Consider the following 26,612-nt stretch of genomic DNA (forward strand, 5'->3'; position numbering starts at 1 on the left):
CGCATCACCCCAGCCTCGCCGCCGGCGCCAACCCGACCGTGGCCTTGCGCGCCACCAGTTCCTGGTACAGCTTGACGTAGCCTTCCGCCATCGTCTCCGAGGTGAACAAGCGCCAGTAGCGCGCCTCCGCCCGCCGCCCCATCGCCGCGGCCAGTTCCGGCTCGTCCCACAGCTTGCGCATGGCCGCGCGCAGCGATGCGTGGTCGGACGGCGGCACCACCAGGCCGGTCTCGCCGTGCACGTTGATGTAGGTGGTGCCGGTGCCGATCTCGCTCGAGATCATCGGCTTGCCGTACATCGCGCCCTCCAGCAGCGAAATGCCGAAGGCTTCCGAGCGCAGGTGCGAGGGGAAGGCCACCGCATAGCAGAGCTTGAGCAGGGCCGCCTTGTCGAGATCGTCGACGGCGCCGACGAACATCACCGTCCTGAGGCCCAGCCGCTCGGCGTGGGCCTTGAGTTCCTGTTCGATCGGGCCGGCGCCCACGATCACCACCGGATAGTCGGTACCGGCGACGGCGTCGAGCAGGATGTGCAGGCCCTTGTAGTAGCGCAGCACGCCGACGAACAGGAAGAACTTCGGGCCGACGCGCGCGCGCCAGGCATCCAGGCGCGCCTGGTCCGCTTCGGGATAGCTGGACTTGTCCAGGCCGAACGTGATCACGCGCGTCTTGTCGCGATAGCGGTCGAGCACGGCCGACGAGGCCAGGTAGTTCGGCGAGGTGGCGACGATCGAATCGACGCTGGCGAGGAAGCGGTGCTTCAGCGGCTGGTACAGGCGCAGCAGCGTCTTCTGGCGCACGATGTCGGAGTGGTAGGTCACGACGGTCGGCTTGTCGATGCGCGCGAGGAAGTGCGCCAGGTCCATGAAGGGCCAGGGGAAATGGTAGTGCACCACGTCGGCATCGCGCGCCATGCGCGCCAGCATGCCGATCGACTGCAGCGACACGGCGTTCGACGCCACCTCGAAGTTCAGCGGCGCGCGGTGCACGGCATGGCCTTCGTAGTCGAACGGCGCCAGGTCGTCGTCGCGCGACAGCGACAGCACCTGGTTGGTCACGCCCAGGCGCCCGGTGCTGACGCACATCTGGCGGATGACCTGTTCGACGCCGCCGACGGAGTCCGGGAAATAGGTCTTGTAGAAGTGGAGGACGCGCATGGGCCTGGCAGTCGGGATCAGAGCAGCGAACGGTAGACGGCGGCCATCATGCCTGCCGTCGCGTTCCAGGTGAGCTGGGCGGCGCGGGCGCGGCCCGCGGCGACGCAGCGCGCCCGCAGGGCCGGTTCGCGCGCGAGGGCCAGCATGGCGTCGGCGATCGCCCCGCTGTCGAGCGGATCGACCTCGAGCGCGGCGCCGGCCGCCACTTCGGGCAGCGAGGTCGTGTTCGACGTCACCACCGGCACGCCGGAGGCGAACGCCTCGACGACCGGGATGCCGAAGCCTTCGTACAGCGAGGGAAAGGTGAACACGCCGGCGCCGGCGTAGACGTGGCGCAACTGGACGTCGTCGGTGAGATGATTCAGCCAGACCACGCCGGCACCGTCGCGCGCCGCGGCGGCGATCCGCCGCACCACCTCTTCGGAGCGGGCGCCGGCATGGCCGACGATGACGAGCTGGCGTTCGGCGCGCACGGCTGCGGGCAGCGCCAGGTAGGCATCGAGCAGGCGCCCCACGTTCTTGCGCGGCTGCAGCGTCCCGACGAACAGGAAATAGCCGGGCCGCAGGCCGTGGGCGCGCAGCGTGGCGGCCACGGCTTGCGCCGCCGGCGCCTCGAACCATTCGTCGTCGACGCCGCAGGGCACCACGCTGATGCGGCGCTCGTCGACGCCGAAGCACTCGACCAGCTCGTCGATGGCGTAGTGCGACAGGGCGATCACGTGGTCGGCCTTTTGCGCGGCCTTGCGCTGCATCCAGTTCTTGAGGTTGCGCAGGCGCGGATTGCACCATTCCGGGTGCTTGATCGGCAAGGCATCGTGCAGCCCCGCCACCACCGGGCAATCCATGCGCACGACACGGTAGTCGGTGACGTGGAACACGTCCACCGGCATATGCACGCGGTGGGCGTCCGGCGTCACCAGGTCGAGCAGCGAGGCACGCTCGAACGATTGCGGCAATGCCTGCCCGGCCACGAGTTCGGCGTGCCCGCGCAGGCGCGGCCAGGAATACGGCGCCAGTTCGCAGCCGACCTGCGGCAGGTGGCGCAGCAGCGCCTTGGTGTAGACACCGATGCCGTCCAGGTGGCCGCCGGTCAGCGCCGGCTCGATCATCGTGGTGCCGATGCCCACGCGCAGCACGCGCGCGGCATGCTGGGCGCGGGCCGGCGCCACCGGTCCGGAAGCGGCATCGTCCCCGGCCGCCTCGGCCCATACGGCGCCGGCGGGCGGTTCGATCATGGCCGCTTCCAGGCCGGACGGCATCTTGCTCACGCCTCGTACATCCAGCGCAGGGTGTCGACGAGCGGCACCGGTTCGACCGGGCCGATCGTCTCGACCAGCCTGGCGTTGCTGCCGGTGAGCGTCAGGACGTCGTTGGCGCGCACGAAGGCGGGGTTGACGTGCACCTCGATGCGGTAGCCGGCGATGTCGCTCATGGTGTCGATCAGGCTCTCGAGCGAGGCCGAGCGCGCCGAGCAGACGTTGAAGACCTCGCCGGCCGGCGCGGCGGCCAGCAGGCGGCGGTAGCTCCTGGCGACCATGCGCACGTCGGAAAAATCGCGCGCGATCGCCAGGTTGCCCAGCTCGATGTGGCGCGCGCCCTTGCGGAAATGCGACACGATCTTGGGCAGCAGGAAGTTGTCGGCCTGGCCGACGCCGGTATAGTTGAACGGGCGCGCGATGACGATCGGCAGCTTGTCCATCCACAGCCGCGCCATGGCCTCCATGGCCAGCTTGCTGACCGCGTAGTCGTTGGCGGGCGCGGGCGCCACCCGTTCGTCGATGACGGGCACGGCGGCGTTGCCGTAGATGTTGGCGGACGACGCCAGCAGCACGCTGGACGGCTTGTGCGTGGCCTTCGCCAGCGCGTCGAGCAGGTTGCGGGTGCCGACCACGTTGACGCGGTACATCTGGTCGGCATCGTTGTGGGCCACGAAGGCGATGGCGGCCAGGTGGACGACGACGTCCGGACGCACCAGTTCGACGACTTCGGCCAGCGCGGCACGGTCGAGCAGGTCGACCGTGTGGATGTCGGGCCCGGTTTCGCGGACCGTCGAGACGGTGCCGTGGACATGGTAGCCGGCCGCGGTCAGCTCGCGCGCCATGTAGCGGCCGGTGAAGCCGCGCAGTCCGGTGACGAGGGCACGCTTGCCCTCCCCTTCGCGCGGTTCGGCCATGCGTACGAGGTCTTCCGTGACCATGCGATTCATGTCAGAAGGAGAATCCCTGTTCGTTGCGACGCAGGTCGGCGTCGACCATCATCTGGCACAACTGTTCGAGGGTGGTCTCGGGCTTCCAGCCCAGTTCGCGCTGCGCCTTGGTCGGATCGCCGATCAGCAGGTCGACCTCGGCCGGACGGTAGAACTTCGGCGACACGCGCACCAGCACCTTGCCGGTACGGGCGCAGTGGCCGGTTTCCTGGTCGCCCTGGCCCTTGAACTCGACCTGCATGCCGGCGCCCTTGAACGCCATGGTGACGAAGTCGCGCACGGTCTCGGTGCGGTTGGTGGCCAGCACGAAGGTGTCGGGCTTGTCGGCCTGCAGGATGCGCCACATGCCTTCGACGTATTCCTTGGCGAAGCCCCAGTCGCGCTTGGCGTCCAGGTTGCCCAGTTCCAGCACGTCGAGCTTGTTCAGCACGATCTTGGCGACGGCATCGGTGATCTTGCGGGTGACGAACTCGCGGCCGCGCAGCGGCGATTCGTGGTTGAACAGGATGCCCGAGCTGCCGAAGATGTCGTAGGACTCGCGGTAGTTGACGGTCATCCAGTGTGCGTACAGCTTGGCCACGCCGTACGGGCTGCGCGGGTAGAACGGGGTGTCCTCGACCTGCGGCACGGCCTGTACCTTGCCGAACATTTCGGACGTCGACGCCTGGTAGAAACGCGCCTTCGGGTGCACGATGCGGATCGCTTCCAGCAGGTTGACGGCGCCGATGCCGGTGATGGAGGCGGTGGTGACTGGTTGCTCGAACGACACGCCAACGAAGCTCTGCGCCGCCAGGTTGTAGACCTCATCCGGACGGGTGGACTCGACCAGGCGGATGCTGGACGACAGGTCGGTCAGGTCGTATTCGACCAGCGACAGATTCGGATGCTGCTCGATGCCGAGTTCGGCGATGCGCCAGAAGTTGACCGAGCTGGAACGGCGGAAGGTGCCGGTGACGTGATAACCCTTTTCCAGGAGCAGTTGCGCAAGATATGCGCCATCCTGGCCGGTGATACCGGTGATCAGGGCTTTTTTCATTGTTTGCATGTTCTTGGTGGTTCCAGTGGGTGGTCCGAAGTGGCCGCCGGGACAGCGCCGGGCCTTCATCCGACGGGGGCCGAACCAGTAAATTTCCGACAACCCCGCATTGTAACAGAACGGTGTACACGCTTTTGCACGCGAGAAATGAGGATAAAAGCGTGCAGAAAAGGTAATACCTACTCGGCTATTATCACCCGAATTTGAAAAAGCACAGCGCGTGATTACGCATTGTTACGTCTCGGTCAAGCTTTATTACAAGTTCATGAATTGTCGGGAACTTCTACAGTTGGTGACAATTCAGGGACCGCAATAGACATCGCCCCCGCGCGGGCGGGGGCGATGGCGGGACGGCGCGATCAGCGCTGCGACACGGCGTCGACGACGCACAGCGCCGTCATGTTGACGATGCGGCGCACCGTCGCCGACGGCGTCAGGATGTGCACCGGGCGCGCGCAGCCCAGCAGTACCGGGCCGACGGCGATGCCGTTGCCGGCCGCGGTCTTGAGGAGGTTGTAGGCGATATTGGCCGACTCGATGTTCGGCATGACGACCAGGTTGGCGTCGCCCTTGAGCGTGGAATTCGGCATGACCCGGTTGCGGATCTTCGAATCGAGCGCGGCGTCGCCGTGCATCTCGCCGTCGATCTCCAGGCCCGGCGCCTTCTGCTGCACGATGCCCAGCGTGGCGCGCATCTTCTGCGCCGATTCGCTGTTCGAGGTGCCGAAGTTCGAGTGCGACAGCAGCGCCACGCGCGGCGTGATGCCGAAGCGTTCCAGTTCCTCGGCCGCCATGATGGTGATCTCGGCCAGTTCGTCCGCGCTCGGATTCTCGTTGACGTGGGTGTCGACCATCGCCAGCTGGCGTTCCTGGGTGATGATGAAGTTCATCGCCGCGTAGACGTTGGCGCCGGCGCGCTTGCCCAGCACTTGGTCGATGTATTCCAGGTGGACCTGCGTGGTGCCGTAGGTGCCGCAGATCATGCCGTCGGCTTCGCCCTTGTGGATCATCATCGCGCCGATCAGTGTGTGGCGGCGGCGCATGGCCAGCTTGGCCAGGTCCTGGGTGATGCCCTTGCGCGCCACCATCTGGTAGTAGCTCTGCCAGTAGTCGCGGTAGCGTTCGTCGAAGTCGGGGTTGATCACGTCGAAGTGCTGGCCCAGTTTCAGGCGCAGGCCGAACTTCTCGATGCGCTGCTGCAGCACGGCCGGACGGCCGACCAGGATCGGGCGCGCCAGCTTCTCGTCGACGACCACCTGCACGGCGCGCAGCACGCGTTCCTCCTCGCCCTCGGCGTAGACGATGCGCTTGAGTTCCGGCGGCGCGTCCTTGGCGACCTGGAACAGCGGTTTCATGAAGCTGCCGCTGCGGTACACGAACTGCTGCAGGCTCTCTGCGTAGGCGGCCAGGTCGGCGATCGGGCGGGTGGCGACGCCGCCGTCCATCGCGGCCTTGGCCACGGCCGGCGCGATGTGGGTCAGCAGGCGCGGGTCGAACGGCATCGGGATCAGGTATTCCGGGCCGAACGACAGGTTCGAGATGCCGTAGGCCGAGGCGACGATGTCGGACTGCTCGGCGTGGGCCAGGTCGGCGATCGCATGCACGACCGCGATCTCCATCTCGCGCGTGATCGTGGTCGCGCCGCAATCGAGCGCGCCGCGGAACATGTACGGGAAGCACAGCACGTTGTTGACCTGGTTCGGGTAGTCCGACCGGCCGGTGGCGATGATGACGTCGCTGCGCACGGCCTTGGCGTCTTCCGGCAGGATTTCCGGGTTCGGGTTGGCCAGCGCCAGGATCAGCGGGTTCGGCGCCATCTGCGCGACCATCTCGGGCTTGAGCACGCCGCCGGCGGACAGGCCCAGGAAGATGTCGGCGCCGGGGATGACCTCGGCCAGCGAGCGGTGCGGCGTGTCCTGGGCGAAGCGTTCCTTGTCCGGGTCCATCAGCTCGGTGCGGCCCTTGTAGACCACGCCGGCCAGGTCGGTGACGAAGATGTTCTCCACCGGGAAGCCGAGGTCGACGATCAGTTCCAGGCAGGCCAGCGCCGCGGCGCCCGCGCCCGACACGACCAGCTTGCAGCTCTTGATGTCCTTGCCGACGACCTTCAGGCCGTTCAGGATGGCGGCGCCGACGATGATGGCGGTGCCGTGCTGGTCGTCGTGGAAGACGGGGATCTTCATGCGCTCGCGCAGCTTGCGCTCGATGTAGAAGCACTCGGGCGCCTTGATGTCCTCGAGGTTGACGCCGCCGAAGGTCGGCTCGAGCGCGGCGATCACGTCGATCAGCTTGTCCGGGTCGGTCTCGGCGATCTCGATGTCGAACACGTCGATGCCGGCGAATTTCTTGAACAGGACGCCCTTGCCTTCCATGACCGGCTTGCTGGCCAGCGGGCCGATATTGCCCAGGCCCAGCACGGCGGTGCCGTTCGAGATGACGGCGACGAGGTTGCCGCGCGCGGTGTACTTGAACGAGGCGGCCGGATCCTTGACGATCTCTTCGCAGGGCGCGGCGACGCCGGGGGAGTAGGCCAGCGCCAGGTCGCGCTGGTTCAGCACCGACTTGGTCGGGGTGACGCTGATCTTGCCGGGAGTGGGAATCTGGTGGTACTCGAGCGCCGCAGCACGCAGTTGTTGACGTAATTCTTCTTTTTTATCGATTGACGAATCCATGCTTCGCTGCCTTCCTGAACTGACGGGTGGCTTACGATTTTAGCAGAGTGACACCCCCGGCCGGCTACGTATTTTTACCAACGGCAGCATAGATTGTCCATGCGAATGAAACGACTTCGTGCCATAAACAGCATGAATCGACAGCATGAATCGACAGCCTGCATCGACATGGCGCGGCCGGGCGCTCCACGCGTCCGGCCGCCTTCTCCTGCATCCCGCCATCGCCCGGACTGCCGGGGCGCCGGCGGCCTCCCCGCACCGTTCAGGCCGGGGCTTTCGGGAAGTCGACCACGGTGTCGTTGATGCGGTTCACCAGGTTGGTGAAGGTGATGCTGGCGATCGCGAAGATCGTGTCCACCACCTGGGCGTCGCCGTAGCCGGCGGCCTTGACGGCGTCGACCACCGGTTGCGGCACGGTGCCGGTGGTGCCGACCACGCTGCGCACGAAGGTCGACAGCGCGTCGAGCTTGCCGTTGCCGGTCGGGGTGCCGCGGCGCGCCGCCAGGATCGCTTCCGGCGCCAGGCCGGCCATCTTGCCCATCAGCGTATGGGCGGCCAGGCAGTAGTCGCAACCGGCGACTTCGCTGACGGCCAGCTTGATCACTTCGATCTCCTGCTTCGACAGGCTGGTGTTGCCCAGCGCCGCGTCGAAGTTCAGCAGGGCTTCCAGCGCGACCGGGCTGTTACTGCCGATGGCATCGTAGGCGTTCGGGACCTTGCCCAGCTTGGACTTGATGGCGGCAAACAGTTCCGCGGTACGGCCGGTGGCGTTGGCACCTTGGGTGGACAGGCGGCTCATGGTCTTTCCTTTCTTGACGTGTCGTTGATGGAATGCCGTGTGGCATGGAAAGCAGTCTAGGCTTGCCCAGGTGCACAAACCATGCCGGTTTGCTGCGATAATTTGCCCGTCCGTCTCATCCGCACAGCCCCATGGATACGCTCAGCCGCCTGCTGTCCCTCTTCACGATCCACACCTCGCTCGACATCCGCTGCGAGCTGGCCGCGCCCTGGGTGCTGGACGAGCCGCCGTCGACGCCGGGCACCGCGCCCTTCCACGTGATCGTCGAAGGCAGCGCGCGCGTGGACGCGCCGGGACACGAACCGCTCGCGCTGCAGGCCGGCGACATCGTGGTGTTCCCCGGCGGCAGCGCGCACCGCCTGCATGCCGGACTGGCGCAGGATGCCGGGCGGGATGCCCTGCCCGATGCGGCGCCGGTGCGCACGCTGGACGGCGCGGGACCGCTGCTGCGCAAGGGCAATGCCGGCGCCGGCCCCGCCACCGGCATCCTGTGCGGCACCCTGGTCTTCGACGATGCCGCCCGGCGCGCCCTGCTCGGCGCGCTGCCGCCCGTGATGGTGGTGCGCGCCAGCCGCGCCGACGACTTCCCCGGCCTGCACGCGCTGGTGCGCCTGCTGCAGCACGAGACCGCCGACACCCGTCCCGGCGCCGGCGTCATCGTCGCCCAGCTGTCCGGCGCCCTGTTCGCCCTACTGATGCGCGCCTGGCTGGCCCAGAGCGCCACCACGCCCGGCCTGTTCGCCGTGCTGGCCGACCGCCGCCTGGGCCATGCGCTGCAGAAGATGCTGGAAGCGCCGCAGCAGCCGTGGACGGTGGCCGAGCTGGCCGCGGCCAGCTTCGTGTCGCGCGCCACCTTCGCGCGCCTGTTCGTCCAGCTGAGCGGCATGACGCCGGCCGACGCGCTGACGCAGCTGCGCATGGCCCTGGCCGCGCGCACGCTGCTGCACGGCGAGCGTCCGGTGGGCGACGTCGCGCTGGAAGTGGGCTACCAGTCGGAGGCGGCGTTCAACCGCGTGTTCAAGCGCCACTACGGCATCGGGCCGGGCGGCTACCGCCGGGGCCAGCGCGGCGGCGCCGGGCCGGCGGATCGCTAGGCGTCCGGGCGGGCCGGCGCCGGCCTGGCGCGCGGCCGGCCCGCGTCACCCAGGCCGTCCCTGGCGCCGCGCATCCTTGAGGAACAGGTCGTGCGCCGGCGCGAAGCCGCTGTGCAGCGGCAGGCAGGCCGCGCCGTAGGCCTTGGCGTCCGCCCCGACCGCGCCGGCCAGCACCGGCGGACGCGCGGCGCCCTGCCAGTCGTAGCGGCCCAGCGCCGCCTCCACCGCCGTCAGCAACGCCGCCAGCAGGGCGCGGTCCACGGCGCCGTCGACGATCGCGCCGTCCAGGTCGAGCACGCAGGCCGCGCCGCAGATCGCGAAGGCGATGGCGTCGGCGGCGCGCGCGATCCACGCCCGCGTCACCGGTTCCCACGGCGCCGCCAGCACGCGCGCGTCGGTGAAGGCGAGCGGTTCCAGGCCGGCCGCGCCGAACATGCGTTCCAGCCCGACCAGCGACGCCTCGTCCAGCACCTGGCCCGCCCGCCCCGCGCCTGCCAGGCCGAGCGGCATCGAACCGATCGCGCCGGCATTGCCGTGGCGCCCGCCGTGCGGCTGGCCGTCGATCACCAGGCCGCCGCCGGCCAGCACGTCGACGAACACGTACAGATAATTTTCCAGGCCGCGCCCGCGCCCGGCCACCAGTTCGGCCACGCAGGCCGCCGCCGTGTCCTTGGCGAATTCCACCGGCAGCGGCGTCGCGGCCTGCAGGCGCGCGCGCAGGTCGAGCCCGGCCCAGGCCGCGGCCTCCCGCGCCTCCATGCCCAGCAAGTCGTGCCAGCCGCCGAAGGCCAGCGGCGCGGCCAGGCCGATCCCGGCGATCCGCCCCGCGCCCTCGCCCAGCACGTCGTGGATGCGCGCCAGTTCGGCGCCGATCGCGGCGAACACCTCGTCCACGCGCGGCGCCGGGTAGGGCGTGGCGGAGCGCCAGCGCGGCTGGCCGGCGAAGTCCAGCAGCAGCACGTCCAGGCTGCGCCGGCCCAGCCGCACCCCGACCGCGAACGCCGCATCCGGACGCAGGGCGATCGGGCGCGACGGCTGCCCGACCCTGCCGCGCTGCGCCGCCTGCCGTTCGACCAGGCCTTCGTCCAGCAAGCGCTCGACGATCACCGACACCGTCTGCCCGCTCAGCTTCGTCAGGCGCGCCAGCTCGGCCTTGGGCAGGCTGCCGTGCAGGCGGATCGCCTGCAGCAGCAGGCGCTCGTTGTATTCGCGCATGCCCACCTGGTTGGCGCCGGGAAGGCGCTGCAGGGTGTGGTCGGATGCCGCAGGATGATCGCTCATTATCGTATTTTGACCAGGTATTGATGGAGGATGAAAGCAGTTAACCACATGCAGGCGCAATTTTCGCTTGATTAAATCACTCAAAGTGATTTATTATAGCCCCTCCCCGGCGCCGGTTGCCGCTGTTTGCACCGTGCCGCATGTCCATAAGCATGTAATGAGAAAGGGGTTACCCATGCAAACCGTCATCGACCTGATGGGCTACGTGGCCGCGTTCTGCACCACCGCCGCCTTCATCCCCCAGGTGCTGCTGGTCTGGCGCCAACGATCCGCCGCCGGCATTTCCACCGCCATGTATGCGGCCTTCTGCTTCGGCGTGTTCCTGTGGCTGTGCTACGGCATCATCATCGGCGCCTGGCCGCTCGCCATCAACAACGCCGTCACGCTGGTGCTGGCCTCGTCCGTGCTGGTCATGAAATGGCGCTTCGAGCGCAAGCCGGCCCAGGCCAAGGCCGACCCCGCGCCGCACCGCCGCGCCCGCGCCATCGACGCCGCCGCCTGATCCCCTGATTCCGCCGGCGCCGCTTCCTCCATCCGCCGCCGCGCCCTGCGCGCCGCGGCCGTCCTCACAGGAGTTTCCATGTCCCCTGCCACCCTGGCGGCCCGTGCGCCGCTGTCCTTTCCCGCGCCGTCCGGCGCGCTGTCCAATGCATTCCTGCGCCATGCGCCGCGCACCGTGCAGGCGGCGCTGCCCGCCTACGACCGCAGCCGCGTCACGCCCGGCATCGCCCACATCGGCGTGGGCAACTTCCATCGCGTGCACCAGGCGCTCGCCATCGACCGCTGCCTGCACCTGCCGGACCACGCGTCCTGGGGCATCGTCGGCATCGGCCTGGGCGACGGCGCGGCGGCCCGCGCCAAGGCCGACGCCTACCGGCGCCAGGACGGCCTGTACTCGGTGACGGCGTTCGATGCCGCCGGCGGCGCCGATGCGCGCGTCGTCGGCGCCATGGTCGACTACCTGCACGCGCCGCGCGATCCGGACGCGGTGCTGCGCCTGCTGGCCAGCCCGGCGATCCGCATCGTCTCGCTGACCATCACCGAGGGCGGCTACAACATCGACGAAACCAGCGGCGCGTTCCGCCTGGACGAGCCGGCCGTGGCGCGCGACCTGGCCGCGGCCGGGATGGAGGGCGGCGCGGCGCCGCGCACGGCGTTCGGCCTGATCGTCGGCGCCCTGCGCCTGCGCCGCGCCGCCGGACTGCCCGCCTTCACGGTGCTGTCCTGCGACAACCTGCGCGCCAACGGCGACACCGCGCGCCACGCCGTGCTGTCCTATGCGTATGCGCTCGACCGCGAACTGGCCGACTGGATCGCGTGCCACGCGGCCTTCCCCAACAGCATGGTCGACCGCATCGCGCCGGGCGTGTCGGACCAGCAGCGCCGCCGCATCGCCGCCCTGCTGGGCGCCGAGGACGCGCTGCCGGCCGTGGCCGAGCCGTTCAGCCAGTGGGTCGTCGAGGACCGCTTCAGCGCCGGACGTCCCGACCTGGCCGCCGCCGGCGTGGTGTTCAGCGACGAGGTACACGCCTGGGAAGCGCTCAAGGGCCGCATGCTGAACGCGTCGCACATGCTGCTGGCCTATCCGGCGCTGCTGTGCGGCTACCGGACCGTGCCCGAGGCGATGCGCGACCCGCTGCTCAAGCGCCTGCTGGTGCGCTTCATGGAAGCCGACGTGATCCCGCACCTGGACCTGCCGCAGGGCGTATCCGCCCACGCCTACAAGGAAACGCTGCTCAAGCGCTTCGCCAACCCGGCCGTGGCCGACCAGCTGCTGCGCGTGGCCCACGACGGCGCCGCCAAGATCCCGGTGTTCCATTCGAAGACCATCGCCACGCTGCTGGAACGGGGCGCGGACCCGGCGCGCCCCGCCTTCCTGCTGGCCTGCTTCCGCCGCTACCTGTCCGGGCGCGACTGCAACGGCGGCCTCCTCGACGTGGCCGAACCGCATTTCAGCGACATCGACGATGCCCTGCTCGACCCGGCCGACCCGCTGACGCTGCTCGACACCAGCCCGTTCGCTGCGCTGGGCCTGCGCCGCCAGCCGGCCTTCGTCGACGCCTACCTGCGCCTGGCCGACGCCATCGAGGCGCACGGCATCCGCATCGCCCTGGCGACGGTGGCGACGACGCCGGCGCCGGCCATGCGCGCCTGAACCGGGCTAGAATCCGGGGATGCTCTCCGAATTCGACCTCATCAAGCAGTACTTCGTGCGCGACCGGCCCGGCCGCGCCGTCCTCGGCATCGGCGACGACTGCGCCCTGCTCGCGCCCGCGCCCGGCATGCAGCTGGCCGTCTCGTCCGACATGCTGGTGGAAGGCCGCCATTTCTTCGCCGGCGCCGACCCGTTCGCGCTGGGCCACAAATGCCTGGCCGTGAACCTGTCCGACCTTGCCGCGATGGGCGCGGCGCCGCTCGGCTTCACGCTGGCGCTGGCGCTGCCGGCGGCCGAACGCGCCTGGCTGGACGGCTTTTCGCGCGGCCTGTTCGCGCTGGCCGACGCCCACGGCTGCGAACTGGTGGGCGGCGACACGACCAGGGGGCCGCTGACCGTCTGCATCACCATCTTCGGCGAACTGGCGCCGGGCCGCGCGCTGCGGCGCGACGCGGCGCGCGCCGGCGACGACGTGTGGATCTCGGGCACGCTGGGCGACGCGCGCCTGGCGCTGGCCGGCTACCTGGACGAAGTGGCGCTCGCGCCGGCCGACCTGGCGCTGGCCGCGCCGCGCATGCACGTCCCGACGCCGCGCGTGGCGCTGGGACGGCTGCTGGCCGACGAGGGGCTGGCCCATGCGGCGCTGGACATCTCGGACGGCCTGGCCGGCGACATCGGGCACATCCTGGCGGCGTCGCGGGTCGGCGCCATCCTCGACGTGGACGCGCTGCCGGCCGGCCCCGCGCTGGCGCGCCAGCCGCAGGCGCTGCGGCGCCGCTTCACGGCCGCCGGCGGCGACGACTACGAGCTGTGCTTCACGGCGCCGGCGGACCGGCGCGCGGCGATCCTGGCGGCGGGAGAACGGTGCGGGGTCGCGGTGACGCGGGTCGGCGCCATCACCGCGGCGCCGGGGTTGCGCTGGGTCGACGGCGCGGGAGCGGCGCTGGCGCTGGCCGTGCGCGGCTGGGACCATTTCGGCGGGGCGTGACGGCGCGACGAGGATGCCATGCGCGTTTTCGGCGGACCGGACGCCGCGTATCGCCGCGTGGCATGCGTAGGGTGGACGGGTTCCCCGTCCACGCGTTCGAGCAACGCCTCCGTAGGGTGCGCACGGGGTGCGCACCATGCCATGCCGTTCACGCCATCTCGTCGTCGCGCGGCGTCCTGCGGTCGTCGTACGGCCCGTGCGTCAGCCAGTACTGGCGGAACGCCATGCGCACGTTGTCGCGCAGTTCGGTGTCGTTCCACGGCTTGGTATAGAAGCGGTAGATCGCGCCGCGGTTGATCGAGTCGAGCACCGCCTCCACGCCGGTGTAGCCGGACAGGATGATGCGCATCGTGTCCGGATACATCTCCTTGACCTTGCTGAGGAATTCGGTGCCGCTCATCACCGGCATGCGCTGGTCACACAAGATCACCTGCACCGGATACAGCGCCAGCAGTTCGAAGCCCTCGGCCGGCGAGGCGGCCGTCAGCACCCGGTAGTTGTCGCGCCGGAACAGGCGGTGCAGCGCGCCCAGCACGTTGGGGTCGTCGTCCACAACCAGCAGCGTCTGCACGTTGCGGTCGTCGGCGGCCGGGCGGCTCGGCTGCGAGCGGTTCTCCAGCACCAGCCGCGCCAGTTCCGCGCTGGGGAGCGCGCGCGAGAAGTGGAAGCCCTGGATCTCGTCGCAGCGATGGCGGCGCAGCAGCGCCATCTGGGCGCGCGACTCCACGCCCTCGGCGATCACCTGCATGTGCAGGCTGTGCGCCATGCTGATGATGGCCAGCGCGATGGCCGCGTCGTCCGGATTGGTGGTGATGTCGCGCACGAACGCGATGTCGATCTTCAGCTTGTCGATCGGGAAGCGCTTCAGGTAGGCCAGCGAGGAATAACCGGTGCCGAAATCGTCGATGGCGATGCGGATGCCCAGCCGTTTCAGGCTTTCCAGCACGGCGATCGTGTGCTCGGCGTTCGACATCAGCGCGCTCTCGGTCAGCTCCAGTTCCAGCAGGCCGGGATCGACGCGGTGGCGTTCCAGCGCGGCGCGGATGTCGCTCTCGAGGTCGCCCTCGACGAACTGGCGGCTCGACACGTTCACCGCCACCCGCACGTCGCGCACGCCCTCGGCGTTCCAGGCCGCGATCTGGCGGCAGGCCTCGTCGATGATCCAGGCGCCGACGCGCACCACCATCCCCGTCTCTTCCATGACCGGCACGAACTCGGCCGGGTAGACCAGGCCGATGCCGGGACGGCGCCAGCGCAGCAGCGCCTCGACGCCGGTCACGCGTCCCGTGTTCAGGTCCAGCTTGGGCTGGTAGTGCAGCTCGAACTGGCCGCCTTCGATGGCGCCGCGCAGGGCCAGTTCCAGTTCGAGCCGGGCCAGCACCTGCACGTTCATGCCCGAGGTGAAGAAGCGGTAGCCGTCGCGTCCCGCCTCCTTGGCGCGCACCATGGCGACGTCGGCGTACTTGACCAGCGTGCCGGGGTCGCGCGCATCGTCCGGATACATGGCGATGCCGATGCTGGCCGTCAGCACCGCCTGCTGGCCGTTCAGGTCGAACGGCGCGCGCAGCGCCTCGCGCACCTCGTTGGCGACGGCCACCGCCTCGTCGGCCTGCTGCTCGCCGCGCATGGTCAGCATCAGCGCGAACTCGTCGCCGCCCAGGCGGCCGATGGTGTCGCGCAGGCGCACGCAGCGCACCAGGCGCGTGCTGAACTGGCGCAGCAGCTCGTCGCCCAGCGCCGGCCCGAGCGAGTCGTTGACGATCTTGAAGCGGTCCAGCGTGATGAACAGCACGGCGATGCGCCAGTTCTTGTCCTGGGCCAGCTCGATGGCGTCGCGCAGCGTCTGGAAGAACAGGTTGCGGTTCGGCAGGCCGGTCAGGCTGTCGTAGTTCGACACGTGCTTCAGGCGCTCGGCCGCGTGCAGCCGCTCGCTGATGTCACGCGCGACGGCGATCAGCATGCGCGCGTGCGCATCCTGGCCGTCCTGCGTGGGGCGCTGCTGCATCTGCCAGCTGATCTCGACCGGCACCGCGCCCTGCCCGTCCGCACGCAGCAGCTCGGTCTCGACGATGTCGTGCTCGCGCCCGTGGGCCGCCGGATCGGCATGGCGTTCGAGCTGGGCGCGCTCGGCCAGGCCCAGCGCCACCGGGTCGATGCGCAGCAGCGCGTCGCGCGAGAAGCCCAGCATGCGGCAGGCGCCGTCGCTGACGTCGATCATCCTCATGTCGTGCGCGTCGACCAGGAAGATGGCGTCGGCGGTGGCGTCCATCGCGCCGCGGAAGCGCTGCAGCTCGGCCGTGCGCTCGCGCACCTTGCGCTCCATGCGCGCGCCGTAGTCGCGCGACTCCTTGTGGAACAGGCGTACTTCGAGCAGGTTGCGGATGCGCGTGAGCACCTCGACCGTGTCGAAGGGCTTGCCGATGAAGTCGCGCGCGCCGGCTTCCAGCGCGGCCAGCTTCTTGTCCGGCTCGGCCGTGACCACCAGCACCGGCAGCCAGGATTCGCGCTCCAGCGGCTTCAGGGCTTCCATCACCTGGAAGCCGTCCATGTGCGGCATCTGCAGGTCGAGGATGATCAGGTCGTAGCGGTGCTGCAGGTGCAGCGCCGCCACCTGGCGCGGATCGGTCGTGCTGCTCACGTGCTCGTAGCCGCTGGTCTTGAGCAGGAATTCGAGCAGCTGCACGTTGACCGGCTCGTCGTCGACGACCAGGATGCGCGCGCGCCGGATGTCGGATGGCGAAATCATGGAGCGGTCCTTTCTGCCGCGGCGCGCCGGGCCAGCACGCCGTCGATGGCCTCGTTGAACTTGTCGATGTCGATCGGCTTGGTGAGGTAGCGCGCGAACCCGGCCGCCAGGCCGCGCTCGACGTCGTGCGCCATCGCGTTGGCCGACAGCGCGATCACCGGGATGGCGGCCGTGGCCGGGTCGCGGCGCATCCGTTCCAGCACCTCGAAGCCGCTCATGCCGGGCAGGTTCAGGTCCATCAGCACGACGTCGGGATGCGCCGCGCGCGCCAGCGCCAGGCCGCCGGGGCCGTCCGGCGCGGACAACAGGCGCAGGTCGGTCCGGAAGCGCACGATCTCCTGCACCAGGCGCAGGTTGGCCGGATTGTCCTCGACGTACAGCAGGGTGCGCGGCGCGCCGGGCGCGGCGGGCACCATGGCCGGGGCCGGGGACGGCGCCGCATCGGCGGGGGCCGGCGCGCCGGCCGGCTCGGCGCGCGCCAGCTCGATCCAGAACACGCTGCCGACGCCGGGACTGCTGCTGACGCCGATCTCGCCCCCCATCAGCTCGACCAGGCGGCGCGTCACCACCAGGCCGATGCCGGTGCCTTCCTGGGTGCCGCTCTCCTGGCCCAGGCGGTTGAAGGGCTGGAACAGCGCGGCCACCTGCTCCGGCCGCAAGCCCAGGCCGGTGTCGCGCACCGCCAGGCGCAGCCGGCGCGCGCCCGCCGGCGCGCAATCGACCACCACCGCGCCGCCGTCGCGGTTGTACTTGACCGCGTTCGACAGGAGGTTCAGCAGCACCTGCTTGAGGCGGGTGCGGTCGGCCTGCACCAGCGCCCCGGCATCCTCGGGAAAGCGCACGTCGATGCCGCGCCCGACCGCCAGCGGCGCGATCATGCCGCGGCATTCGGCCAGGATGTCGGCCAGCGGCACCGGCTCCATCGACAGCGTCACCGCGCCCGCCTCCACCTTGGCCAGGTCGAGGATCTCGTTGATCAGGGTCAGCAGGTGGCGCCCGGACTTGAGGATGTGGCCGGAGAATTCCTTCTTCTGCTCCGGCGTCGTGGGCATGTCGTTCGACGCCAGGATCTGGGCGAAGCCGAGGATCGCATTCAGGGGCGTGCGCAATTCGTGGCTCATCGAGGACAGGAAGGCGGACTTGGCCTGGTTGGCCGCGCGCGCCTCCTCGATGGCCAGCTCGAGTTCGGAATTGGCCAGCTCCAGCTGCATGGTGCGCTCGTGCACGCGCTGCTCGAGTTCTTCGTTCAGGCGCATCACTTCCTGCTGGATGCGCGCGCGTTCCTGGGCCTCGCGCGCGATCTCGCGGTTCGAGTCCTCCAGCGCGCGGGTGCGCTGCTCGATCTCGGTCAGCATCGCATTGAAGGAGTCGACCAGGTCGGCCGCCTCGTCCTGGCTGATGCGCGCGGCGCGGCGCGAATAGTCGCGCCGCTCGACCACTTCGCGCGCGATGTTGGTGATGGCGTCGATCGGCGTCGTGATGGTGTGGCCCAGGCGCCGCACCAGCAGCCAGGCGGTCAGCAGCGCCAGCAGGATCACGCCGGCGCCGATCAGGAGGTAGTCGCGCACGCGCTCGAGCAGCTGGTTCTGCGAGCGCAGGTAGATGGTGCCGAGCGCCTCGCCGTTCTCGGCGACGCGCTGGTACAGCACCAGGTCGTCGCCCTGCTTGACGTAGCCTTCCTTGCCGGGCCGGGGCGGGAAGGCGGCGTCCTCGCCGGGCGCCACGTACCAGGCGAACAGGGCGCCCTTGTCGTCGTACAGCGCGGCCGCGCGCACCGAGGGGCGGGTGCGCAGCAGCGCCAGGTTCTCGCTCGCCAGGCGCGCGTCGTCGAAGGCCAGCGCGGCCGAGGTCATGTGGCCGACCAGCTCGGCCTGCGTCGACAGGTCGTTGCGCAGCGCGCGCTGGTAGCTGCGCAGGTCGTAGGCCACCACGGTGCCGACCGACACGACCAGGGCCGCGAGCGTCGTCGACATCACGATCGTGACGAGCTTCTGGCGGATCGAGCGGCGCGGATTCATGGGGCCACCGCCGGCAGGCGCGCGCAGGAGGCGGCGCCGCGCGAGAGGAGCACGGGCGCCATCAGTGGCACGCCGCCCCCGGTCCGTGGAGGGTGCGCGCAAATCGGTCGAACGGCATGGCTATCCTACGTCGGTCCATCAATCAGGGCGCGGCGGATCGCTCCGCCAGACGAGCAGGATAGCAGCACGCTTGCGCACGCTGGCGCACGGAACGGCGGCGCCTCCACGTCGGCGTCAATACACTCGTCGACATATTGACGACAGGGATGATGCCGCGATGCATGGCTTTTCGTCAACGTCCTGGCGACAGGCGCGGCGCGGGCGCGCTAGAATGGACCGCGCAGGCGGCCGTCGCGGCGGCCGCCGCCCCCGCCGCCGGTTTGCGCGCCGGCCCGCATCCGAGCACAGAAGACAGAGGAGACACACGTGACGAACGATATTCTTGACATTGCCACCCGCGTCGGCAAGGCCCTCGAGGCCAAGGGCTGGCTGATGGCCACCGCGGAATCCTGTACCGGCGGCGGCGTCTCCTACGCCATCACCGAGATCCCGGGCTCGGGCGACTGGTTCGACTGCGGCTTCGTGACCTATTCGAACGCCGCCAAGACCGAGATGCTGGACGTGCCGGCCGCCGTGATCGCGCAATTCGGCGCCGTCAGCGAGGAAGTGGCGGCCGCGATGGCCGAGGGCGCGGTCGCCAACAGCAATGCCCATGTCGCCATTTCCACGACGGGCATCGCGGGGCCGACCGGCGCCGTGCCGGGCAAGCCGGTGGGCACCGTCTGCTTCGGCTGGTCCAAGGGCGACACCACCTACACCGAACGCCTCGTGTTCAAGGGCGACCGCCACGAAGTGCGTACGCAGACCATCGCGCACGCGCTGTCCGGGCTGCTGCGCTTCATCGAGTGAGGGGGCTGCTGTACGCCGCGGTGCTGGCGGCGTGGGCAGCCACGCCGGCCGCCGCGGCCGCGCCCGCGGCGGGGGTCACCGTCTACGCCGCCGGCGACATCGCGCGCTGCACCTACCGCGACCCCGCCTGGTCGAGCGCGGCGGCCACCGCGGCGACGGTGGCCGATGGCCTGGCGCGCGACCCCGGCGCGGTCGTGCTGGCGCTGGGCGACCTCACCTACCCAGTCGGCGCGGCCGGCGAATTCCGCGACTGCTACGACCCGACCTGGGGCCGCTTCAAGGACCGCACCTGGCCGGCCCCGGGCAACCACGAGTACTACACGCCCGGGGCGGCGCCTTACTTCGCCTATTTCGGCGCGCGCGCCGGACGCGGCTGGTACAGCATGGACCTGGGCGGCTGGCACGTGGTGTCCCTCGACAGCAACCTGGCCCCGGCCGCGCACGCGCAGCAGCTGGACTGGCTGCGCGCCGACCTCGCCGCCCATCCGGCGCGCTGCACGCTGGCGTTCTGGCACCATCCCGTGTTCAGCTCGGGCGGCCACGGCAGCGTCCCGAAGATGCGCGACGCCTGGCGCATCCTGCAGGACGCGGGCGCCGAACTGGTGCTGTCCGGCCACGACCACGACTACGAACGCTTCGCCCCGCAGGACGCCGATGGCCGTCCCGACCCGGCGCGCGGCCTGCGCCAGTTCGTGGTGGGCACCGGCGGCGCCTATCCGACGCCCTTCCTGTGGCCGGTCGCCAACAGCGCGTACCGCGATGCCAGCCGCTACGGGGTGTTGCGGCTGCGCTTGCTGGACGGGGCGTACGCGTGGGAATTCGTCGAGTCGGCCAGGGTGACGGAACTGGGAGTGCCGGAGGTCGATCGGGGTAGCGCAACCTGTCATTGACGGCTGCGCCGGGAATACGCATGCGGTTGGTGGGCACAGCGTGTCCACAATGCACTTGCCTCCATCGTCCATTTGCGACTAACATGTGAACAGTTCTTCACATGTTGAGCAAATGATTCCCCACGACATCGATAACGCCGTCGACGAGCTCGCCGACCTGTTCCACCTGCTGGGCGACCCGACGCGCCTGCGCATCGTGCTGGCCTGCCTGGCGCAGCCGACCGCCGTGGGCGACATCGCCGCCGCGCTGGAACTGTCCAGCTCGCTGGTCAGCCACCACCTGCGCCTGCTGCGCGCCGCGCGCATCGTCAAGGCCGAGCGCCACGGCAAGCAGGTGTTCTATGCCGCCGCCGACGCCCACATCAGCGGCCTGCTCGCGAACATGTTCGAACACATCGCCGAACCCACCACAGGACTGGATGCATGAGCCAACACCACCATCACGGCCACGACCATGGCCACCACCACCCGGCGCCGGCCGACGCCGGCCGCGCCTTCGTGCTGGCCATCGGCCTGAACACGGTCTTCGTCGCCGTCGAATTCATCTACGGCTTCATCGCCAACTCGACGGCGCTGATGGCCGACGCCGGCCACAACCTGTCCGACGTGCTCGGCCTGGTGCTGGCCTGGGGCGCGGCCCTGCTGGCGAAAAGCGCGCCCACGCGGCGCTTCACCTACGGCCTGCGCGGCAGCTCGATCCTGGCGGCGCTGGGCAATGCGCTGCTGCTGATGGTGGCGTGCGGCGCCATCGCCTGGGAAGCGGTGCAGCGCTTCGCCCATCCGGAACCGGTGGCCGGCACCACGGTGTCGATCGTCGCCGCGATCGGCGTGCTCATCAACGGCTTCTCGGCCTGGCTGTTCATGGCCGGCAGCAAGTCCGACCTGAACGTGCGCGGCGCCTACCAGCACATGGCGGCCGACGCCGCGCTGTCGCTGGGCGTGGTGGTGTCGGGCCTGGTAGTGATGTACACGGGCTGGGCCTGGCTCGATCCGGCCGTGAGCCTGGTCATCGTCGTGATCATCGTCGCCGGCACCTGGTCGCTGATGAAGGAATCGACGCAGATGGCGCTGGCGGGCGTGCCGACCGGCGTCGACGCGACGGCCGTCACCGGTTTCCTGGCCGCCCAGCCGGGCGTGACCGAGGTCCACGACGTGCACATCTGGGCGATGAGCACGACCGAGACCGCCCTCACCGCCCACCTGGTGATCCCGGACGGGTATCCGGGCGACGCGGCCATCGACGCCGTCGTGACGCACCTGCGCAAGGATTTCGCCATCCACCATTGCACGCTGCAGGTGGAACAGGGAACGACGAGGCACGCGAGCTGCTGCCTGCAGGAGGCGCATGACGAGCACGAGCACGATCACGATCATGATCACGGCCATCACCATGGCCACGCGCACGCGCATTGACGTGCATGGTGCGCACGGGGTGCGCACCCTACGGCTGCGTTCAAGACCGGGGTCAGAGCCCTTGGAAAATCAACACCGGGCTCTGACCCCTACGTAGGGTGCGCTCCCCGAGCGCACCATGACGCAAGCGGTCAGCCGGCCAGGTTGGCGTACAGCGCCGTGCTGAGGTAACGCTCGCCGAACGAGGGAATGATGGTGACGATGAGCTTGCCCGCGTTCTCGGGCCGGCGCGCCACCTGCAGCGCCGCCCACAGCGCCGCGCCCGACGAGATACCGACCAGCAGGCCTTCCTCGCGCGCGGCGGCGCGCGCCGTCTCGAACGCGTCGTCGTTCTTCACGGCGATCACTTCATTGTAGGCATGGGTATCCAGCACGCCCGGCACGAAGCCGGCGCCGATGCCCTGGATCGGGTGCGGGCCCTTGGTGCCCTTCGACAGCATGGGCGACGCCTCCGGTTCCACGGCGATCGCCTGGAAGCCCGGCTTGCGCTCGCGGATGACCCCGGCCACGCCGGTGATGGTGCCGCCGGTGCCGACGCCGGCCACCAGGATGTCGACCTTGCCGTCGGTATCGCGCCAGATTTCCTCGGCCGTCGTGCGGCGGTGGACCTCGGGGTTGGCGGGATTGTTGAATTGCTGCGGCATGAAGCAGCGCGGATCGGCGGCGACGATCTCCTCGGCGCGGCGGATCGCGCCCAGCATGCCCTCGGGACCGGGCGTGAGCACCAGTTCGGCGCCATAGGCGCGCAGCAGCATGCGCCGCTCGTTGCTCATGGTTTCCGGCATCACCAGGCGGCAGCGGTAGCCGCGCGCCGCGCAGACCATCGCCAGCGCGATGCCGGTATTGCCGCTGGTGGGTTCGACGACGATGGTGTCCGGGCCGATCTTGCCGGCGCGTTCGGCCGCCTCGATCATGGCCAGGCCGATCCGGTCCTTCACGCTGTGGGCCGGGTTGTGGTATTCGAGCTTGGCGAGGATGTCCGCGCCCGCCCCCTGGGCCAGGCGGCGGATCCGCACCAGGGGAGTGTTGCCGATCAATTCCGTCACGTCATTCGCGATACGCATTCGACTTCTCCCCGGGGCGGTAGTGGTTGGACTTACTTCACCTTCAGCAGTTCCACGTCGAAGATCAGGTCGGCGTCCGGCGGGATCATGCCGCCCGGGGCGCCGCGCTTGCCGTAGGCCAGCGCGCTCGGGATGATCAGGGTGCGCTTGCCGCCCACCTTCATGCCGACCACGCCCTGGTCCCAGCCCTTGATGACCTGGCGCGCGCCGAGGCGGAACTCGAGCGGTTCGCGGCCGGCGTCCAGCGACGAGTCGAACTTCTTGCCGTGCTGCTTCAGGGCCAGCGGCTTGAACAGCCAGCCGGTGTAGTTGACGACGACGGTATTGCCGACCTGGGCTTCGGCGCCCTTGCCGACCACGTGGTCGACGACCTGGATCTGCGGCTCGTCCGACGCCGGGGCCTGGCCGACCGGATTGGCCGGATTCGACGGCGTGGCCGCCGTGGCGGTGGCGGCGGCCGGATCGGCCTGGGCCGGCGCCGGCGTCTGGGCGGATTCCTGGGCGTGGGCGGCGGCGGCCGCCAGCAGCAGGCTTGCGAGGGCGATACGACGAATCATGGAACCTCTTTCATCAATCAGTAGAAAACCGATCCTATGATAGCAAGGCCTCTTCCAGTTGCCCAGCGCGCGATGCCGCGGTGGCCGTCGCCGCCGGGGCCCGCTGCGGCTGCGGCGCGGCCTGGGCGGCGTCGGCCAGCCGGCGCAGGAGATGGCCCGCGGCCACCATGCCGAAGGTCGCGGTGACGACCATGCTCGAACCGAAGCCGGCGCAATTCAGGCCGGTGATGCTGTTCGCATCGAGCGCGCAGGCATCCCCCGCGTCCGGATAGCGCAGCGGCTCCATCGAGAACACGGCGTCGATGTGGTACTTGTTCTTCTCGCCCTTGGCGAAGCCGTAGTGCGCGCGCAGGATCTTGCGCACCTTCTTGAGCAGCGGTTCCTGCTCGGTGCGGGCCAGGTCGCGCACCTCGATCTTCGTCGGATCCGTCTGGCCGCCGGCGCCGCCGATGACGACCAGCGGCAGCGCGTGCCGGCTGCACCAGGCGATCAGCGCCGCCTTGGCCTTGACGCTGTCGATCGCGTCCACCACGTAGTCGAAGCGCTGCGCGCCGATCAGCTGCGGGATGTTGTCCGGGTCGACGAAGTCCTCGACCAGCTCCACCTCGCAGTACGGGTTGATCAGCGCGATGCGCTGCTTCAGGGCCTCGATCTTCGGCATGCCGACGGTCGTCGACAGCGCCTGGATCTGGCGGTTGATGTTCGATTCGGCCACGTTGTCCAGGTCGATCAGGGTCAGGCGGCCGACCGCGCTGCGCGCCAGCGCTTCGACGATCCAGGAACCGACGCCGCCGACGCCGACCACGCAAACGTGCGCCGCGCGAAAACGTTCCAGCGCACGCTCGCCGTAGAGGCGGGCGATGCCGCCGAAGCGGCGGTCGAAGTCGATCTCATCGGCAACGTCATCGGCAACGTCATCGGGACCGGCGACGTCCGCCGGGACTGGGAGGGAAGTGGGAGCGATGGTCATGATCCCGATATTTTAGCGGACGCCGGCATTCCCCTTGCTCTAAAATAACTTTCAGCTAATCAAAGTTTCTTCGTCCTTTGCGCATCCACAACAGCGAACCATGAACCAGCCACTCCACGACACCGCCCCCGATTTCGACCAGCCGATCGCCGTCCTCAAGCATTGCCACGGACGCATCCGCAAGCAGCTGGACACCCTCGACAAGCTGCTGGCCCACCTGCCCGGCCACGGGGCCGACGAGCAGGCGCGCCAGGCGGCGGCGGCGGTGCGCAAGTACTTCGACAAGGCGGCGCACCTGCACCACGACGACGAGGAACAGGACCTGCTGCCGATGCTGCGCGCCACCGCGCAGGGCGAGGACGCGGCGACGCTGCAGGCGCTGGCGCCGTCGATCCTGCAGGACCACAAGGACATGGACGCGATGTGGCAGGACCTGCACGAACAATTGAGCGCGATCGCCGACGGCAGCGGCACGTACCTGGCGCCGCACACCGTGCGCGACTTCATCCAGCGCTACCAGGACCACATGGAACGCGAGGAAGGCACGATCGCGCCGATGGCGCTGCGCCTGTTCGACGCCGGCCGGATGGCGACGCTGGGCGCGGCGATGCGCCGCCGCCGCGGCATCGGCATGGACGCCGCCACGCCGTCCGCCTGCGCGCCGTCCGCACCCGCCATCGGCGAACGGGTGGCCGACCTGCGCACCGACTACGGCCAGGCCAGCCTGGACGAGGGCGACGTGGCCGCCGACCCGATCGACCAGTTCACGCGCTGGTTCGAGGAAGCGCTGAAGGCCGAGGTCAACGAACCGAACGCGATGAGCCTGGCGACCGTCGACGACGAGGGCCGTCCCAGCTCGCGCATCGTGCTGGTCAAGCAGTTCGACGCGCGCGGCATCACCTGGTACACCAACTACGACAGCCAGAAGGGAAAGCAGCTCGCCAGCAAACCTTTTGCGGCTCTGCTATTCTTTTGGAGCGAACTTGAACGGCAGGTGCGGATCGAAGGCAGGGTCGAACGCACCACCGCCGAGGAAAGCGACAAGTATTTCAACAGCCGGCCCCTGAAGAGCCGACTGTCGGCGATCGCGTCCGCGCAAAGCGAGCCGATCGCCAGCCGCGCAGCCCTCGAACACAACTACGAGGACGTGGCGCGACAGTACGGCGAGAACCCGGCCCGGCCATCGCACTGGGGCGGCTATCGCCTGGTGCCGGAACGGATCGAGTTCTGGCAAGGGCGGCGTTCACGCTTCCACGACCGCATCGTCTACGTGCGGCAGGAGGACGGCAGCTGGACGCGGCAACGTTTGCAACCCTGACCGGATGCAGCAGCCTCCGGCCAGGATCAGCCGGAGGAATACGCGTGTTCGACCATATGAAGCTTTCCGCCTGGACCGCAGGCATCCGTAACAAACTCGACCTGCCGCTGCGCGTGGAACTGTGGAACGGCGACCACGTCGACCTGTCCGCGGACCAGCCGCGCGTCAAGATCCGCGTGCCCAGCCCGGGCGGCCTGCGCTACCTGTTCTCGCCCTCGCTCGGCAGCCTGGGCGAGGCCTATGTCGAAGGCAACCTCGAGATCGAGGGGCGCGCCGCCGACATGATCCAGATCGGCAGCGCGCTGGCCGGCACCAGCGGCAAGCCGGCGCGCACCAGCCGCGTACTGAGCCTGTTCTCCCCGCACACGCGCGAAAAGGACGCGCAGGCGATCCGCTACCACTACGACGTCTCCAACGAGTTCTACGGCAACTTCCTCGATCCGGCCATGGTGTATTCCTGCGCCTACTTCGAGAACGGCGACGAGGACCTGGCCACGGCCCAGATCAAGAAGATCGACCACATCCTGACCAAGATCGGCGTGCAGCCGGGCCAGCGCCTGCTCGACATCGGCTGCGGCTGGGGCGCGCTGGTCATCCGCGCGGCGCAGCGCTTCGGCGCGCGCTGCACCGGCGTGACGCTGTCCGAGCGCCAGTACGCGCTGGCGCGCGAGCGGGTGGCGCGCGCCGGACTGCAGGACCGCATCGAGATCCGCCTGCAGGACTACCGCGACGTCAAGGGCGAGTTCGAGCGCATCACCAGCGTCGGCATGTTCGAGCACGTGGGCGTGCAGCACCTGGCGGAATACTTCGGCCGCATCGACAAATTGCTGGCCCCGGGCGGCGTGGTCATGAACCACGGCATCACCACCAGCGACGTCGACCAGCGCAACAGCCCCTACGGCGGCGGCGACTTCATCGACAAGTACGTGTTCCCGCAGGGCGAGCTGGCGCACCTGTCGACGGTGATCCGCGCGATGCAGGAAGGCGGCCTGGAAGTGCGCGACGTGGAAAACCTGCGCCGCCACTACGCCCGCACCTGCGCGCTCTGGACCGAGAACTTCGAGCGCAACGCCGAGCGCATCCGCCAGACGGCCGACCCCAAGACCTTCCGCATCTGGCACGTCTACCTGGCCGGCTGCGCCTATGCCTTCGCGCACGACTGGATCAGCCTGTACCAGATCGTCGGCGGCAAGGCGGGGCAGGATCCGGCGCAGATGCCGTGGTCGCGCAAATACATGTACCACTGATCGTAGGGTGGACGGGTCCCCCGTCCACGCGTTCAATCATCATGGGCAGGCCGCACGGCCGATCGGAAACTGGTTGGACGCGTGGACGGCGGA

At 69.4% G+C, this 26,612-nt stretch carries 22 protein-coding genes; 10 read left to right on the plus strand and 12 right to left on the minus strand.

Annotated features, from left to right (window positions below):
* Window positions 1-4: 4 nt before the first annotated feature.
* From QZ749_RS00905 to QZ749_RS00930, 6 genes are all read right to left on the minus strand, one after another.
* Entirely contained in the window at window positions 5-1,156 is a 1,152-nt protein-coding gene (locus QZ749_RS00905) for a glycosyltransferase family 4 protein (RefSeq protein WP_296942283.1), read from the minus strand.
* A 17-nt stretch (window positions 1,157-1,173) separates the two neighbouring features.
* On the minus strand, window positions 1,174-2,415 hold the full coding sequence (locus tag QZ749_RS00910) for a glycosyltransferase family 1 protein (protein ID WP_307726642.1): 1,242 nt from the start codon (window positions 2,413-2,415) through the stop codon (window positions 1,174-1,176).
* Between the two features lie 5 nt (window positions 2,416-2,420).
* Complete coding sequence (locus QZ749_RS00915) at window positions 2,421-3,362, minus strand: NAD-dependent epimerase/dehydratase family protein (protein WP_373896763.1); 942 nt, start codon at window positions 3,360-3,362, stop codon at window positions 2,421-2,423.
* Between the two features lies 1 nt (window position 3,363).
* The gene (gene gmd / locus QZ749_RS00920) at window positions 3,364-4,398 is read right to left on the minus strand and encodes a GDP-mannose 4,6-dehydratase (RefSeq protein WP_296942284.1); all 1,035 of its coding nucleotides are present in this window, start codon (window positions 4,396-4,398) and stop codon (window positions 3,364-3,366) included.
* A gap of 359 nt (window positions 4,399-4,757) precedes the next feature.
* Entirely contained in the window at window positions 4,758-7,070 is a 2,313-nt protein-coding gene (locus QZ749_RS00925; protein ID WP_296942285.1) for an NADP-dependent malic enzyme, read from the minus strand.
* A gap of 262 nt (window positions 7,071-7,332) precedes the next feature.
* Complete coding sequence (locus QZ749_RS00930; protein WP_296942287.1) at window positions 7,333-7,869, minus strand: carboxymuconolactone decarboxylase family protein; 537 nt, start codon at window positions 7,867-7,869, stop codon at window positions 7,333-7,335.
* Between the two features lie 131 nt (window positions 7,870-8,000).
* Here QZ749_RS00930 and QZ749_RS00935 point away from each other — a divergent pair, with 131 nt between their 5' ends.
* The gene (locus QZ749_RS00935) at window positions 8,001-8,963 is read left to right on the plus strand and encodes an AraC family transcriptional regulator (protein WP_296942289.1); all 963 of its coding nucleotides are present in this window, start codon (window positions 8,001-8,003) and stop codon (window positions 8,961-8,963) included.
* Between the two features lie 45 nt (window positions 8,964-9,008).
* Here QZ749_RS00935 and QZ749_RS00940 read toward each other — a convergent pair whose 3' ends face one another.
* Window positions 9,009-10,244 carry an ROK family transcriptional regulator gene (locus QZ749_RS00940; protein WP_296942290.1) on the minus strand — a complete coding sequence of 412 codons (1,236 nt, stop codon included), beginning with the start codon at window positions 10,242-10,244 and terminating at the stop codon, window positions 9,009-9,011.
* A gap of 175 nt (window positions 10,245-10,419) precedes the next feature.
* Here QZ749_RS00940 and QZ749_RS00945 point away from each other — a divergent pair, with 175 nt between their 5' ends.
* The 3 genes from QZ749_RS00945 (at window position 10,420) to thiL (ending at window position 13,387) form a co-directional block, all read left to right on the plus strand.
* Entirely contained in the window at window positions 10,420-10,746 is a 327-nt protein-coding gene (locus QZ749_RS00945) for a SemiSWEET transporter (protein ID WP_296942292.1), read from the plus strand.
* A 78-nt stretch (window positions 10,747-10,824) separates the two neighbouring features.
* On the plus strand, window positions 10,825-12,399 hold the full coding sequence (locus tag QZ749_RS00950) for a mannitol dehydrogenase family protein (RefSeq protein WP_296942294.1): 1,575 nt from the start codon (window positions 10,825-10,827) through the stop codon (window positions 12,397-12,399).
* A gap of 19 nt (window positions 12,400-12,418) precedes the next feature.
* Complete coding sequence (gene thiL, locus QZ749_RS00955; protein ID WP_296942296.1) at window positions 12,419-13,387, plus strand: thiamine-phosphate kinase; 969 nt, start codon at window positions 12,419-12,421, stop codon at window positions 13,385-13,387.
* Between the two features lie 148 nt (window positions 13,388-13,535).
* Here thiL and QZ749_RS00960 read toward each other — a convergent pair whose 3' ends face one another.
* Window positions 13,536-16,133, minus strand: coding sequence for an EAL domain-containing protein (locus QZ749_RS00960; RefSeq protein ID WP_296942298.1), 2,598 nt, complete (start codon window positions 16,131-16,133; stop codon window positions 13,536-13,538).
* Window positions 16,130-18,151: an ATP-binding protein gene (locus QZ749_RS00965; RefSeq protein WP_296942300.1), complete on the minus strand. Its 2,022-nt coding sequence runs from the start codon at window positions 18,149-18,151 to the stop codon at window positions 16,130-16,132. Before QZ749_RS00965 ends, QZ749_RS00960 begins: the two co-directional genes overlap by 4 nt.
* A 426-nt stretch (window positions 18,152-18,577) precedes the next feature.
* Here QZ749_RS00965 and QZ749_RS00970 point away from each other — a divergent pair, with 426 nt between their 5' ends.
* From QZ749_RS00970 to QZ749_RS00985, 4 genes are all read left to right on the plus strand, one after another.
* Window positions 18,578-19,060: a CinA family protein gene (locus tag QZ749_RS00970; protein ID WP_296942302.1), complete on the plus strand. Its 483-nt coding sequence runs from the start codon at window positions 18,578-18,580 to the stop codon at window positions 19,058-19,060.
* Window positions 19,057-19,950, plus strand: a complete 894-nt coding sequence (locus QZ749_RS00975) for a metallophosphoesterase (RefSeq protein WP_296942303.1) — start codon at window positions 19,057-19,059, stop codon at window positions 19,948-19,950. Before QZ749_RS00970 ends, QZ749_RS00975 begins: the two co-directional genes overlap by 4 nt.
* A gap of 112 nt (window positions 19,951-20,062) precedes the next feature.
* Window positions 20,063-20,377 carry a helix-turn-helix transcriptional regulator gene (locus QZ749_RS00980; RefSeq protein WP_296942306.1) on the plus strand — a complete coding sequence of 105 codons (315 nt, stop codon included), beginning with the start codon at window positions 20,063-20,065 and terminating at the stop codon, window positions 20,375-20,377.
* A complete protein-coding gene (locus QZ749_RS00985) occupies window positions 20,374-21,363 on the plus strand; it encodes a cation diffusion facilitator family transporter (protein ID WP_296942308.1) in 990 nt (329 codons plus the stop codon). Before QZ749_RS00980 ends, QZ749_RS00985 begins: the two co-directional genes overlap by 4 nt.
* A gap of 131 nt (window positions 21,364-21,494) precedes the next feature.
* Here QZ749_RS00985 and cysK read toward each other — a convergent pair whose 3' ends face one another.
* From cysK to tcdA, 3 genes are read right to left on the minus strand one after another with little or no spacing between them, the layout of a single operon-like run.
* Entirely contained in the window at window positions 21,495-22,427 is a 933-nt protein-coding gene (gene cysK, locus QZ749_RS00990) for a cysteine synthase A (RefSeq protein ID WP_296942309.1), read from the minus strand.
* 32 nt (window positions 22,428-22,459) lie between these two features.
* The gene (locus tag QZ749_RS00995; protein WP_296942311.1) at window positions 22,460-22,984 is read right to left on the minus strand and encodes an FKBP-type peptidyl-prolyl cis-trans isomerase; all 525 of its coding nucleotides are present in this window, start codon (window positions 22,982-22,984) and stop codon (window positions 22,460-22,462) included.
* Between the two features lie 34 nt (window positions 22,985-23,018).
* Window positions 23,019-23,954 carry a tRNA cyclic N6-threonylcarbamoyladenosine(37) synthase TcdA gene (tcdA, locus tag QZ749_RS01000; protein ID WP_296942313.1) on the minus strand — a complete coding sequence of 312 codons (936 nt, stop codon included), beginning with the start codon at window positions 23,952-23,954 and terminating at the stop codon, window positions 23,019-23,021.
* Window positions 23,955-24,054: 100 nt separating this feature from the next.
* On the opposite strand from tcdA, the gene pdxH reads away from it, so the two are divergent.
* Both pdxH and QZ749_RS01010 read left to right on the plus strand, forming a co-directional pair.
* The gene (pdxH, locus tag QZ749_RS01005) at window positions 24,055-25,272 is read left to right on the plus strand and encodes a pyridoxamine 5'-phosphate oxidase (RefSeq protein WP_296942315.1); all 1,218 of its coding nucleotides are present in this window, start codon (window positions 24,055-24,057) and stop codon (window positions 25,270-25,272) included.
* A 44-nt stretch (window positions 25,273-25,316) separates the two neighbouring features.
* On the plus strand, window positions 25,317-26,519 hold the full coding sequence (locus tag QZ749_RS01010; RefSeq protein WP_296942317.1) for a cyclopropane-fatty-acyl-phospholipid synthase family protein: 1,203 nt from the start codon (window positions 25,317-25,319) through the stop codon (window positions 26,517-26,519).
* Window positions 26,520-26,612: the final 93 nt, after the last annotated feature.

Origin of the sequence: uncultured Massilia sp., from assembly GCF_913773735.1 — a bacterium.
In the GTDB taxonomy this organism is placed as follows: domain Bacteria; phylum Pseudomonadota; class Gammaproteobacteria; order Burkholderiales; family Burkholderiaceae_D; genus Telluria.

What these genes read in the sequence shown, in the direction of transcription:
- QZ749_RS00905 (WP_296942283.1), bottom strand. Translation starts at nt 1,156, where the DNA reads ATGCGCGTCCTCCACTTCTACAAGACCTATTTCCCGGACTCCGTCGGC.
- QZ749_RS00910 (WP_307726642.1), bottom strand. Translation starts at nt 2,415, where the DNA reads ATGCCGTCCGGCCTGGAAGCGGCCATGATCGAACCGCCCGCCGGCGCC.
- QZ749_RS00915 (WP_373896763.1), bottom strand. Translation starts at nt 3,362, where the DNA reads ATGAATCGCATGGTCACGGAAGACCTCGTACGCATGGCCGAACCGCGC.
- gmd (WP_296942284.1), bottom strand. Translation starts at nt 4,398, where the DNA reads ATGAAAAAAGCCCTGATCACCGGTATCACCGGCCAGGATGGCGCATAT.
- QZ749_RS00925 (WP_296942285.1), bottom strand. Translation starts at nt 7,070, where the DNA reads ATGGATTCGTCAATCGATAAAAAAGAAGAATTACGTCAACAACTGCGT.
- QZ749_RS00930 (WP_296942287.1), bottom strand. Translation starts at nt 7,869, where the DNA reads ATGAGCCGCCTGTCCACCCAAGGTGCCAACGCCACCGGCCGTACCGCG.
- QZ749_RS00935 (WP_296942289.1), top strand. Translation starts at nt 8,001, where the DNA reads ATGGATACGCTCAGCCGCCTGCTGTCCCTCTTCACGATCCACACCTCG.
- QZ749_RS00940 (WP_296942290.1), bottom strand. Translation starts at nt 10,244, where the DNA reads ATGAGCGATCATCCTGCGGCATCCGACCACACCCTGCAGCGCCTTCCC.
- QZ749_RS00945 (WP_296942292.1), top strand. Translation starts at nt 10,420, where the DNA reads ATGCAAACCGTCATCGACCTGATGGGCTACGTGGCCGCGTTCTGCACC.
- QZ749_RS00950 (WP_296942294.1), top strand. Translation starts at nt 10,825, where the DNA reads ATGTCCCCTGCCACCCTGGCGGCCCGTGCGCCGCTGTCCTTTCCCGCG.
- thiL (WP_296942296.1), top strand. Translation starts at nt 12,419, where the DNA reads ATGCTCTCCGAATTCGACCTCATCAAGCAGTACTTCGTGCGCGACCGG.
- QZ749_RS00960 (WP_296942298.1), bottom strand. Translation starts at nt 16,133, where the DNA reads ATGATTTCGCCATCCGACATCCGGCGCGCGCGCATCCTGGTCGTCGAC.
- QZ749_RS00965 (WP_296942300.1), bottom strand. Translation starts at nt 18,151, where the DNA reads ATGAATCCGCGCCGCTCGATCCGCCAGAAGCTCGTCACGATCGTGATG.
- QZ749_RS00980 (WP_296942306.1), top strand. Translation starts at nt 20,063, where the DNA reads ATGATTCCCCACGACATCGATAACGCCGTCGACGAGCTCGCCGACCTG.
- QZ749_RS00985 (WP_296942308.1), top strand. Translation starts at nt 20,374, where the DNA reads ATGAGCCAACACCACCATCACGGCCACGACCATGGCCACCACCACCCG.
- cysK (WP_296942309.1), bottom strand. Translation starts at nt 22,427, where the DNA reads ATGCGTATCGCGAATGACGTGACGGAATTGATCGGCAACACTCCCCTG.
- QZ749_RS00995 (WP_296942311.1), bottom strand. Translation starts at nt 22,984, where the DNA reads ATGATTCGTCGTATCGCCCTCGCAAGCCTGCTGCTGGCGGCCGCCGCC.
- tcdA (WP_296942313.1), bottom strand. Translation starts at nt 23,954, where the DNA reads ATGACCATCGCTCCCACTTCCCTCCCAGTCCCGGCGGACGTCGCCGGT.
- pdxH (WP_296942315.1), top strand. Translation starts at nt 24,055, where the DNA reads ATGAACCAGCCACTCCACGACACCGCCCCCGATTTCGACCAGCCGATC.